This is a genomic window from Rhodococcus quanlei (assembly GCF_055231015.1).
The window spans coordinates 129,808-141,245 of sequence record NZ_JBUYWD010000005.1 but is presented as its reverse complement, the minus strand read 5'-3'; the positions used below and the strand labels follow the sequence as shown (position 1 = coordinate 141,245).

The window sequence follows — 11,438 nt, the reverse complement described above, 5'->3', positions numbered from 1 at the left end:
AACCTCGAGAGCATGAACGGTGCAACGAACTCGAAATCCGCGAAGAACCCCAGCGAGTTCGATCGGCTGCTTCTCGACCAGATAAAGAACGAGTTCGCGGCGTCCCAGCAGTATGTGGCGGTGGCCGTCTTCTTCGACGCCAACGATCTGCCACGGCTGGCGGGGCGCTTCTACGAGCAGGCCACCGAGGAACGTCGCCACGCGATGATGATGGTGCGCTATCTGATCGACAACGATGTCGAGGTGAAGGTCCCCGGCATCGCGGACGTCGTCACCGAGTTCTCCTCGGTCCGTGAGCCGGTCGAGCTCGCCCTCCGCCAGGAGAAGGAGGTCACCGAGCAGATCACCCGCTTGGCGCACACCGCCCGCGATACCGGCGATTACCTGGGCGAGCAGTTCATCCAGTGGTTCCTCAAGGAGCAGGTCGAAGAGGTGTCGCAGATGAACACCCTGCTGACCATCGTCGACCGAGCCGGCGACAACCTGTTCAACGTCGAGGATTTCGTCGCCAGAGAATGGTCGGGCGCGCCCGGACCGGATGCCACGGAGCCTGCGGTGGCCGGCGAAGGCGGCTGACCGACCGACATGATGGGATTGGGCGAACTCGAAAGTGCGGTCATGGACGTGCTCTGGGACTCCACCGGAGAGTCACTACGGGTGCGTGACGTCATGGATCGCATGGGCTCCCAGCGTTCGTTGGCATATACGACGGTGATGACCGTCCTCGACAATCTCCACACCAAAGAAATGGTCGCGCGCGAACGCGCCGGACGGGCCTACGTGTATCACGCCACGCACACCCGTGAGGAGACCGCCGCCGAACTCGTGCGGGAAGTTCTCGAGTCCAGCGGCGCAGCCGAAGGCGCGATGCTGCACTTCGCCGGTTCTGCCACCGAGGACGAGTCGCGAATACTGCGCCGCGCGGCTCGGCGTACATTGGCGGGCCGGTCACGGCGCACCGGCCCGACCGCATGATTCTCGCTGCCGCTTTCCTGGCCGCAGCAATTCTGTTCGGTTGCGCCGCACCGCACTGGTTGCGCCCGCTGGCCGGGCCCGCGCACAGTCCGCGACTCGCGTTGTCTGCCTGGGTGCTCGCTCAGTTCCTCTTCGTGACGCTGCTCGTCGCCGCTCCGATCGCCTGGGTCGCACGGCCGGGGCTCTACCTGCAGTACCTGCCGAGCGTGGCGGTCACCTGCGCCCGGACGGTTCGCGAGGAGGGCATCATTCCTTGGTTCCCGTCGATCGAGATTCTGCTCTGGGTCGTCACCGCAGCGGTGCTCGGCCGCATGGCGGTGATGGTCGCCTCGCACTGTCGACAGCATCGACGGCTCTCCGTCGAGCATGTCGGACTCGTTCGAGCCCTCGGCCTTTCGAAGCACTCACCCACGACCGGCGAGACTGTGTGGCTTCCGAACGATGCACTGTTCGCGTACAGCGTCGGTGGCCGCGCAGGCGTCATCGTCGCTGGGGATGGGCTGGCGTCCTTGACCAGCGTCGAACGCGCGGCCGTCCTAGCGCACGAGAGGGCCCACCTCCTGGGCCGTCACCACCTGTTGGTCGCCGCCGCCCAGTCGCTGCGCACCGCGTTACCGTTCGTGCCACTCTGCCGAGACGGGGTGGGCTGGGTTCGCGTGCTCGTCGAACTGTCGGCGGACCACCACGCCGCCCAGACGTGCGGTCCGGAAGCTGTACGAGCCGCGTTGCTCGCATGCCACTCGTCCGCTGTCGGTGGAGGTGCCGGTAACCGTCCGGGCCAACTGTTGACGGATCGAGTTCATCGCTTGGGTGGCGTCCCGCAGCCGGCGCGGTGGATCCGTGACGGGTCGATCGCATTGGCGGTGTCGGTGTTGCCGGTGGCAGTGGCGGTCACATCGATCACGGCGGGGTGGACACTGTTCGGTCTGCTGTCGTCGCCGGTCGTGTGACGTCGCATGCGCAGGGGCGGCGCCGCCATCGGTAGATCACGGCCACGGTGAGCAGCCCCAACGACACGACCGCGAGGACGGGCTGAATCGGTGCCCAGAACCCGAGCGCCCCCGAAACACCCAGCGCCGCAACGACCAATTTGTTGCAGACCGGGCAGCCAACGGCAAAGACTGCCAGGAGCACGCCCGCAGCAGGACCTGACTGCCTGGTCATGGTGGCGCCCTGAATCCCGAACCAGCCGGCGGTGAGGGCCGCTGTCGCCACCAGCACCGGGTATTCCCACCATCGCACGGGTACTTCGCGCCCGAACCAGGGGTTGGCGATCACGTCCGTCGGGATGCCGACCACCAGCAGCGTTATCACCCCGGCAAGGGCGCCTCGCGACAACGCCTTCGGTCTGGACCACTCGGGGACACCGGCTTCCATCGCACCCATCCGCACTCGGCAACCTGAACTACTAAAAAGAATAGTAGTTAACTACTAAGCACAATAGTAGTTCCGTGTACCGTGGCCGACAGTAATCGGGACGCTGGCTCCTGCCCGACAGCTAGGCAACGGAGGTAATGGTGCGATCAGACAACGGCTCACGTGGCAGCCGCAGCGACGTATGGCTGATGGGGGCACTCGGACTGGTCATCGTGGTCTTGGCAGCCCTCCTCGTTCTCGACCGAACCGGCAACGACAGCACGACCGCAAACACGGAAATCGGCGATCGGATGGGGCCGGTCGGCGACATGTCCCGCCGCATCGACGGGGACCCGCTGGCCCTCGGCTCGATCAATGCCCCGGTCGTCCTGGTCGCATACTCCGATTACCGCTGCCCGTTCTGCGCAAAGTTCAGCAAGGACACCGAACCGGAGTTGGTCGAGCGATATGTCGAATCCGGTGACCTGCGGATCGAATGGCGCGATCTGCCGATCTTCGGCGAACAGTCGATGAATGCCGCACGCGCCGGACGTGCGGCGGCTGCGCAGGGCAAGTTCTGGGAGTTCAACAGAGCCCTCTACGCGGACGCGCCGAGTACCGGACATCCCGACCTGACCCCGGAGAAGCTCCGTGGATTCGCGGAAGCAGCTGGAGTTCCCGACCTCGACCGGTTCACCCGCGAGTCGAATGGCACCGCATTCGATCCGGCGATCACCGCAGATGTCCTGGAGGCACAGAGCATCGGCGTCAACAGCACACCCTCGTTCGTCGTCAACGGAAACCCGATCCTCGGTGCACAGCCGTTACCGGTCTTCACGCAGGTGATCGACGAAACACTCGAAGGTGTGGCGTGACCCAGATCGGCATCCTGGGAGCGCTGCTCGGCGGGGTCCTGTCATTGCTGAGTCCGTGTTCTGCGTTGCTTCTGCCGTCCTTCTTTGCGTACGCCTTCGACGGGGCCGGACGCCTTGCCGCACGTACCACCGTCTTCTACGTCGGACTTGTCACGGTGCTCGCCCCACTCGGCGCAGGCCTGGGTGCGATCGGCTCGCTCGTCACGCAGCATCGTGGCCTCGTCACGCTGATCAGCGCCACCGTACTTATCACACTCGGAGCAATGACGATCCTCGGGAAAGGTTTCGCGTTTGCTCCCGCCCAGCGGGCATCTGCTTCGTTGTCGCCCTCGGGTTGGCTGTCGGTCTTTACTCTGGGTGCAGTGTACGGATTGGCCGGATTCTGCTCCGGTCCGCTGCTCGGCAGCGTCCTGACGATTGCGGTGGCCGGTGGCGCAGCCGGATACGGTGCGCTGTTGATGGCCGCCTACGCATTGGGGATGGCTCTGCCACTCTTCGCCGTCGCACTCGCCTGGGACCGGTTCGATCTCGGCAAGCGCACCTGGCTACGCGGCAAACCCATACAGCTGGGGCCGCTGCACACCCACACCACCTCACTGATCTCCGGCCTCCTGTTCATCGCCATCGGCGTGCTGTTCCTCGTCACCGACGGCACCGCCAGCCTCGGCGGCGTGATGGGAGTCGACGAGCAGTTCTCACTTCAGGTGACGCTCGGACGCTGGGCAGACGCCGTCTCCGATATCGGACTACTGCTCGTCGTGGCCGTCGGACTTCTCGCCGCGCTGATCATCCGAAGGTACCGACGACAACCAACCGAAAATATCCGGAGTTGACGAATTGCACTTTTCCTCGAACGCATGAGCGTAGGCGAACTTTACTTTGGAAACGCTTACCACAATTAGGCAGAGCTTGGATGACATGCGCTCTGACCAGCACTATCTTGGTGCTATGACCACCGATAAGCACATCACCAAGTTTCACGCATTGCTGCACGACCAGATTCGCAACGAATTCAATGCGTCGCACCAGTACATTGCGACTGCGGTGTATTTCGACAATGCAGATCTCCCCCAATTGGCGAAGCATTTCTACAAGCAGTCGATCGAAGAGCGTAACCACGCGATGATGATCGTCCAATACTTCCTCGACCGTGACATGGAGGTCGAACTCAACGGAGTGGACAAGGCGAAGTCACATTTCGAGGGCCCCCGCGAGCCGATCGAGCTGGCACTGACCCAGGAGAAGACGGTCACCGAGCAGATCGTTCAACTCGCGAGCACCGCCCGCGAAGAGGGCGACTATCTCGGCGAGCAGTTCATGCAGTGGTTCCTCAAGGAACAGATCGAAGAGGTCTCCAGCATGAACACGCTGCTCAACATCGCCGACCGTGCGGGCAGCAACTTGTTCGATCTCGAAGAGTTCGTCGCCCGCGAGATGAGCACGGCGGGCGATGCCACCGGCGCGCCGAGCGCAGCCGGTGGCACCATCTGACGACCTACCTCAGCGTGATCTGACGCCCGCGCAGACCGTCGCGGGCGCGACGCTCCTCGGTGGTCAGAGGCGCGTCGACGGCAAGCGCCTCGGCCAACCGGTTACCCAGTTCCACGGTGGCCGGGGCCCACTCGTCGGCGTGCATCTCGGGATCGAGATCGAACACGGGCACGAGCAGTCCGTGCGTACGGAACGACCCCGCGAAGCGGGAGCTCTCACCCAGGTGCAGGTTGCCGGCAGCATGAACACGCGCCAACGCCAGCATCAGGTCGTCCTCGCTCTCCGGACGCACCCACCGGATGTGCGCCTTATCGCCGGCATCCACCCACCAGGCCGCGACGACGCCGTCGGCGTTCAGCCGCGCCGACGGCATGATGGCCGCGTTCGCCTGCTGCACGGTGGCGGCCACCTCGGGTGCCGGCTCCACACCTTCGGGGATCCACCAGTCGAAGTTCTGATGGACGGTGATGTCGAGTTGTGTGTCCGCGTCGATCACGCTCGTCACCGCCGGTGTGTCCGACGTCGGGCTCGCAGCGGGCAACGAATCACCGACGGCTGCGGACTTCACCCATTCCACGGATGCGGCCAGATCCGCTCCGAGGTCATCCGAGAACGCCTGGACCTGCATACCGACGAATGATTCGGTGGCGTCACCGTTCTCTCGGGACAGTGCCGCGACGGCACCCGGAAGCACGGTCGCCAGCGCGATGTCACGATCGGCGCCCGGCACCGGCAGGGGTGCGGTCGCGGACGGCACGAATTCGCGCAGGGCAACCAGATCGCATTCTGCGGCAAGCCCTGCGAACGGACGCGTCACGACCGCGTCGGCGCTCTCCCGTTCTGCTCGGCGCTGGGCCAGCTTCTCTGCGCGTGCGCCACCCGGCTTCGGACCACTGTTTCTCTTGCTCTTCTTACCCACGAAGCCAAAACCTACACGGCGAGCGGCGCCCGGTCAGATACCCAACCGATTCTTGGTGCGTCCGGGGTGGTTGGTGGCGACCCAGGCGACGCCCAGGCGGCGGCACAGATCGACGTCGGCGGGTTCGTCGACGGTCCAGCAGTAGGTTGCGCGTCCGGCAGCGGCAGCTCTGTCCGCAGTGTCGGGGTGTTCACGCAAAGTCTGTACCGACGGACCCACCGCCGTCGCCCCGACGGTGGTGGCGGCACTTCCGCCCAGATAGCGTGCCGATTCGCCCAGGAGCACGGTGGGCAACATCGGTGCCGCGCGACGGATCCGCCACACGGCAGCGGCGGAGAAGGACATCACCGCGGCTCGCGCATGGTCCGCGGACGGCGGCGACGCGATCTTGAATCGGTGCAGTTCGGCGAGCACTTTGCTTTCCACGAGACTGCCGAACCGCACTGGGTGCTTCGTTTCGACGAACAGTTTCACCGGTCTCGACTGCCAATCCAAGGCGAGGGTGATCAGCTCGCCGAGCGTGAGAATGCGCGCCGGAGATTCCACGGTCCCGAAGTCGAACTCGCGCAGTTCGGCGAGTGACATGTCGCTGACGATGCCAGTGCCGTTCGATGTTCGGTCGATGGTGCGGTCGTGCACGCAGACCAGGTGTCCGTCGCGGGTGAGCCGCACGTCGCATTCGAGTCCGTCTGCACCCTCTTGGAGGGCAAGTTCGTAGGCGGCGAGTGTGTGCTCCGGAAGGGCAGCGGACGCGCCCCGGTGCGCGACCACGAGCGGCGACCGCCGGAACTGCATCACGACGCCAGCACCCAGCGCGTCCGATCGCCTGCCCGCCCCGTCAGAGTTCGGTTTTCGAGGCGGCGGAGCACGATGAGGGTGAGGATGGCGGTTCCGGACGCAACGGCGGCCGTGAACGCGGAGAGAACAACGCCGTCGGCCATTGCCTGGAGGCCGGATCGTGTTCCCCACAACCAGTTGAGGCAGACGAGCACGGCACCGAAGACCCAGGTAACCCACCAGATGCGGATGAGCAGCACGGCCCGCGGGTCACGCCGGACCAGTTCGAGGAGGAAGATGCCCGGCATCACCAGGTTGAGGACGGGAACTGCGCAGCCGAGCGCGATGTCGACAGGCCTGCGAGGGTCGACTGTCCGGGATCGCTCGAAGGTGCGCCGACGTTGACGAAGCAACCAGAACACCGAACACACGGCGGCGAGCAGTGCCGTCAACATGCCTGCCGCCTGGAGGACGAACACGCTGGTGTCGGAAACGGCGAGCACGACCGGGTCGATCAGCCGCGACCGGTTGACGAGAAGGATCACATAGCGGCCGACCTCGGCCAGTGCTGCCGCTGCGTAGACGATCGCCGTGAGCACGAGCATGTAGCCGGCCAGATCGGCGAACTGATCGGACCGATCCGCATTCTTGGGCCGCTCCGGGGGCGGAGGGTCCTGTAAACCCCATCGCGGAACCTCGTTGTAGTGGGGCGTTTCGACGGGTGGCCTGCTGCCGCCGGCTCCCGTGAGCCCGACCCGCCGCAGCGGGTTGCGTGCGATCCACCGGAATCCGCGGCGTTCGGGTGGGAGGTGAACCCGTGTCTCGAGTGGCGCGAGGAGCACGCCCGCACACCGTGGACACCACTGGACCGGAGCCCCGACTACGGGCCACCGAGCAGCGCATCTGGCGCAGACCTGGACGACGCTCATCCCCGAACCCACTTCGCTCGATCGAAAATCCGAAGCCGATTGTGTCACGTCGCAGCCCTGGCGTGTCAGGGCGATGCACTGTTCTCCACCGGGAGACGGTGCGACACCTCTTACGTCACAGCTGATATCTGTTTGTGACTCACGCCACTGATTTATGCGAGTTATCCACAGTTTCCACAAGCTCATCCACAGTTATCGACAGACCAAGAGGTTTCTATTCACAGGTCAGGGGCTCACCCCGGGAGTGTTGTCGACAGAATGGGGACCGAACAGTCCACATCGTCCACAACTCCACAACCGGGTTCTTGGAGGATCGGACAGTGGCAGCGCAGTCGAACAGCGGCCCGGGCCGGAATTACCCCTCCAAAACTCCGGACCGGCCGCCGTCTACCCGCCCCCGGGCCGCCCCGAATCGGCCCGACACTTGATCAGACGCGGCGGCATACCGTTTGGTTCCCTTTTTTTGTCTGTAATCTGAGAAATCTATGTCGCGTGTCCTTCAGTCGGCGATCGCGCTCGTCGTCCTCCAACTCATAGTTCGGGGCGTTGTCGCAGCTCACAGCGATTTCTATTGGGACGACCTCATCCTGGCCAGCCGAGGTTCCGAACTACCGATCATTTCCACCGATCTGCTGCTCTACGACCACGACGGCCATTTCATGCCCGCGGCATTCGTCGTTGCCGGCATCGCGACGCGGATCGCCCCATACGAGTGGGCGCTGCCGATGATCATGTCGGTGGCGATGCAGGCACTGGCCTCGCTGGCGGTGCTGCGGCTTCTGCGCACGATTCTCGGGGACCGGCGGATACTGCTGATCCCACTGACGTTCTACCTGTTCACCCCGCTGACCGTGCCGGCCTTCACCTGGTGGTCGGCGAACCTCAACGCCCTCCCGATGCAGATCGCACTGGCCTGGGTGACTGCCGACGCGCTTGCCCTGCGCCGCACCGGCCGCACCCGGTACGCGGTGAGTGGCGCCGTCGTGTTCGCGGTGGCGCTGCTGTTCTCCGAGAAGTCCGTACTGGTCCCGTTCGTGGCCTTTGCGACGGTGTTCTTGCTCGGTCGCACAAGTGGCAATCGGACACCCCTGCGTTCGGCGTGGCGCCGCGGACGCCGATTGTGGACGGCGTCGATCGCGATCATCGCGGTCTGGGCACTCGCATACACGACGACGATCGACACCCAACTCGTATGGGCCGGTGCAGGGCGGGCGTGGGAGCTGCTGAGCCATTCGACGTCCCTCGGCTTGCTGCCGACCCTGCTCGGTGGACCGTGGGTGTGGGAGCGGTGGATTCCGAGCCCACCGTGGGCGTCGCCGCCGGTGATCCTCGTGGTGGCCGCCTGGGTGGCCGCAGTCGCGGTCGTTGCAGCCACGATGCGGTGGAAGCGCCGCGTCGGGTGGGTGTGGATCGCGGTGGGTGCATACTTCCTGGCTTCGGTGGCCGCGATGGTCGTGACGCGTTGGGGCGCGGACACCACGTACGAGTTGGCGCAGACTCTGCGCTATTTCACCGACACAGCGTCGATCATCACCATCGCCATCGCGCTGGTTCTGCGCGCGCCGAAACGAGCATCCGCACCGGCCCTCTCGTCGACGACCGCAAAGCGAACCAAGGTGATCGCAGGCGCGGTGACTGTCGCCTTCGTGGTCAGCAGCCTGTGGTCCACCTACACGTACACCCGCAGTTGGGAAGACAACCCCACCACCGCCTACCTGTCCACAGCGCGGGAATCGTTGGCGCAGCACGACGATGTTCCGCTGCTCGAACAACCCACGTCGATCTGGGTGCTCCTGCCGGTGGCATTCCCCAACAATCTGATCAGCCGGGTGCTCGCCCCGTTGGAGGATCGCCCCGACTTCTCGGACAGCACCCCCGAACTGCGGATGCTCGACGACTCGGGGAAGCTCGTCGACGCCGATGTGACGTGGGTGCGCAGCATTACGCAAGGCCCGGTCCCCGACTGCGGGCATCTGATAGAAGGCCAGGGTTTCACCGACATTCCACTGGACGGCCCACTCACCACGTGGGAATGGACGGTGCAGCTGAACTACCTCGCCTCAGCGGACGGCGAGATAGAGGTCGGACTCGAGACCGGTGCCACCGTGAAAGTTCCTGTCCAGGCGGGAGCCAACGAGGTGTACGTACGGATCACCGGTGGTGGCGAGCAGGTCCGCATCCGCCCGCTGACCCCTGGCCTGTCCGTGTGCGTCGGGATGGGCCCGGTGGGCGTGGTGGTTCCCGAGAGATAGCGCTTGCTAGATCCCGTACCTCGACCACGCTGCGCGGGAGTTGACGGCACCGATGACCGCAGCGGCGGCACCGTCCCAACTCGCTGCGGGCAGACCGAGTTTCGCGAACAACGTGCGGCGCGGGCCGGTCAGCTCGATCTCGGCGTCCGGGTACTTCTCCTCGATCACCTCGCGCAGGGTCCCGATGCCGTCGGCGATGCCCAACTCGACGGCCTTGCGCCCCAACCAGACGTCACCGTTGAACAGCTCTTCGTCGGAGCCTTGCAGTCGATCACCACGGCGGTGGCGCACCCAGGAGCCGAATTCGTCGTGGATGCCCTGCTGCAGTTCACGCAACCATTCGACATCCTCGGACTTCTCCGCGAAGAACGGGTCGAGGCGGGCCTTCGCTTCACCGGCAGAATGCAGACGGCGTTCGATTCCGAGGCGCTCGATCAGCTCGGAGAAGCCGAACCCCGAAGAGATGACCCCGATGGAGCCGACGACGGATGTGGACGTCGCATAGATTTCGTCGGCCGCGCACGCCAGCCAGTAACCGCCGGATGCTGCCACGTCCTCACAGAATGCGATCACCGGCAGTTCGTGCTTGTCCGCCAACTGCCTGATGCGCCTGCCGATGTACTCGCTCTGCGTGGGCGATCCGCCGGGGCTGTTGATCATGAGGGCCACGGCCTTCGCCCCGCCGGTGGTGAAGGCACGCTCGAGCGGTTCCTCCACCGATTCGACACTGATCGTCTGTCGACCGAATCCGGCGCCCCCGGACGCGATCATGCCTTCGAGTTTGACGACGGGCACCACACCGGAGTCCGACCCACCCATGGCCTCAGGAAGTCGATGTGCGAGCGGTTTCGGAAGAGTAAAGGGCATGTCTCCAGCGTACTGATGCGCTGTCAGGGCACAGGGGGAACACTGGTGTGCATGCAGCTACGAGTGTTCACAGAACCACAGCAAGGTGCCTCCTACGCGCAGCTTCTCGCCGTCGCTCAGGCCTCGGAGCGCCTGGGATTCGACGCCTTCTTCCGCTCGGATCACTACCTGGCGATGAACTCGGAAGGTCTGCCCGGACCGACCGACGCCTGGATCACCCTCGCCGGGCTCGCGCGGGAAACGTCGACGATCCGATTGGGCACGCTCGTCACGTCGGCGACCTTCCGTCACGCCGGCCCCCTGGCGATCTCCGTCGCGCAGGTGGACCAGATGAGCGGTGGGCGCGTCGACCTCGGGCTCGGCGCGGGCTGGTTCGAGGAGGAGCACGATGCGTACGGCATTCCGTTCCCGCCGTTGGGTGAGCGATTCGACCGGCTCGAGGAGACCCTCGACGTCGTCACCGGGCTGTGGCGGACCCCGGTCGGCGAGAAGTTCTCGTACGACGGCAAGCATCTGCACCTCACCGATTCACCGGCACTCCCCAAGGCACACACCCCGCACGGCCCACCGGTGCTGATCGGTGGGCTCGGCAAGAAGCGCACACCCGCGCTGGCCGCCCGGTTCGCCGACGAGTTCAACGTCCCCTTCGCCTCCATCGCGGACACGACGGCGATGTTCGAACGGGTACGGAAGGCATGCTCCGACATCCACCGCGACCCGGACGAACTCGTCTATTCGAACGCTCTCGTGCTGTGCTGCGGACGGACCGATGCCGAAGTCGCGAAACGTGCCGAGGCGATCGGCCGCGACGTGGACGAACTGCGCGAGAACGGTCTGGCGGGTTCCCCGGCGGAACTGGTCGACAAAATCGGCCGCTACGCCGAGACCGGGTCTACGCGCATCTATCTACAGACTCTGGACCTGCACGACCTCGACCACCTGGAACTGGTGGCCGGCGAGGTGATGCCGCAGCTGCCGTCCTGAGCGGTCCGCTCGG

13 protein-coding genes are annotated in these 11,438 nt (G+C 65.1%); 8 read left to right on the top strand and 5 right to left on the bottom strand.

Annotation, left to right across the window (positions count from 1 at the left end; all coding sequences use genetic code 11):
* The first annotated feature begins 12 nt into the window (after positions 1-12).
* The 3 genes from ACZI8Q_RS03790 to ACZI8Q_RS03780 are packed head-to-tail and all read left to right on the top strand — an operon-like array spanning position 13 to position 1,925.
* Positions 13-576: a ferritin gene (locus ACZI8Q_RS03790; protein WP_463372160.1), complete on the top strand. Its 564-nt coding sequence runs from the start codon at positions 13-15 to the stop codon at positions 574-576.
* A gap of 12 nt (positions 577-588) precedes the next feature.
* Complete coding sequence (locus ACZI8Q_RS03785; RefSeq protein ID WP_463372237.1) at positions 589-975, top strand: BlaI/MecI/CopY family transcriptional regulator; 387 nt, start codon at positions 589-591, stop codon at positions 973-975.
* Positions 972-1,925 carry a M56 family metallopeptidase gene (locus tag ACZI8Q_RS03780; RefSeq protein ID WP_463372159.1) on the top strand — a complete coding sequence of 318 codons (954 nt, stop codon included), beginning with the start codon at positions 972-974 and terminating at the stop codon, positions 1,923-1,925. Before ACZI8Q_RS03785 ends, ACZI8Q_RS03780 begins: the two co-directional genes overlap by 4 nt.
* Here the strand turns inward: ACZI8Q_RS03780 and ACZI8Q_RS03775 are convergent.
* Complete coding sequence (locus tag ACZI8Q_RS03775) at positions 1,876-2,361, bottom strand: hypothetical protein (protein ID WP_463372158.1); 486 nt, start codon at positions 2,359-2,361, stop codon at positions 1,876-1,878. The genes ACZI8Q_RS03780 and ACZI8Q_RS03775 overlap by 50 nt on opposite strands.
* 128 nt (positions 2,362-2,489) lie before the next feature.
* Here ACZI8Q_RS03775 and ACZI8Q_RS03770 point away from each other — a divergent pair, with 128 nt between their 5' ends.
* From ACZI8Q_RS03770 to ACZI8Q_RS03760, 3 genes are all read left to right on the top strand, one after another.
* Entirely contained in the window at positions 2,490-3,206 is a 717-nt protein-coding gene (locus ACZI8Q_RS03770) for a DsbA family protein (protein WP_463372157.1), read from the top strand.
* Positions 3,203-4,039, top strand: a complete 837-nt coding sequence (locus tag ACZI8Q_RS03765; protein ID WP_463372156.1) for a cytochrome c biogenesis CcdA family protein — start codon at positions 3,203-3,205, stop codon at positions 4,037-4,039. The genes ACZI8Q_RS03770 and ACZI8Q_RS03765 overlap by 4 nt, the downstream gene beginning before the upstream one ends.
* 115 nt (positions 4,040-4,154) lie before the next feature.
* Entirely contained in the window at positions 4,155-4,697 is a 543-nt protein-coding gene (locus tag ACZI8Q_RS03760; RefSeq protein ID WP_463372155.1) for a ferritin, read from the top strand.
* A 4-nt stretch (positions 4,698-4,701) separates the two neighbouring features.
* On the opposite strand, the gene ACZI8Q_RS03755 is transcribed toward ACZI8Q_RS03760, so the two are convergent.
* The 3 genes from ACZI8Q_RS03755 to ACZI8Q_RS03745 are packed head-to-tail and all read right to left on the bottom strand — an operon-like array spanning position 4,702 to position 7,334.
* Positions 4,702-5,616, bottom strand: coding sequence for a DUF5926 family protein (locus tag ACZI8Q_RS03755; RefSeq protein WP_463372154.1), 915 nt, complete (start codon positions 5,614-5,616; stop codon positions 4,702-4,704).
* Between the two features lie 33 nt (positions 5,617-5,649).
* A complete protein-coding gene (locus ACZI8Q_RS03750) occupies positions 5,650-6,411 on the bottom strand; it encodes a glycerophosphodiester phosphodiesterase (protein ID WP_463372236.1) in 762 nt (253 codons plus the stop codon).
* Positions 6,411-7,334, bottom strand: a complete 924-nt coding sequence (locus ACZI8Q_RS03745) for a DUF4328 domain-containing protein (RefSeq protein ID WP_463372235.1) — start codon at positions 7,332-7,334, stop codon at positions 6,411-6,413. The genes ACZI8Q_RS03750 and ACZI8Q_RS03745 overlap by 1 nt, the downstream gene beginning before the upstream one ends.
* A 473-nt stretch (positions 7,335-7,807) precedes the next feature.
* Here ACZI8Q_RS03745 and ACZI8Q_RS03740 point away from each other — a divergent pair, with 473 nt between their 5' ends.
* The gene (locus ACZI8Q_RS03740) at positions 7,808-9,574 is read left to right on the top strand and encodes a hypothetical protein (protein ID WP_463372153.1); all 1,767 of its coding nucleotides are present in this window, start codon (positions 7,808-7,810) and stop codon (positions 9,572-9,574) included.
* Between the two features lie 6 nt (positions 9,575-9,580).
* On the opposite strand, the gene ACZI8Q_RS03735 is transcribed toward ACZI8Q_RS03740, so the two are convergent.
* Positions 9,581-10,441, bottom strand: a complete 861-nt coding sequence (locus ACZI8Q_RS03735; RefSeq protein WP_463372152.1) for a S49 family peptidase — start codon at positions 10,439-10,441, stop codon at positions 9,581-9,583.
* Between the two features lie 51 nt (positions 10,442-10,492).
* Here ACZI8Q_RS03735 and ACZI8Q_RS03730 point away from each other — a divergent pair, with 51 nt between their 5' ends.
* The gene (locus ACZI8Q_RS03730) at positions 10,493-11,425 is read left to right on the top strand and encodes an LLM class F420-dependent oxidoreductase (protein ID WP_463372151.1); all 933 of its coding nucleotides are present in this window, start codon (positions 10,493-10,495) and stop codon (positions 11,423-11,425) included.
* Positions 11,426-11,438 lie beyond the last annotated feature (13 nt).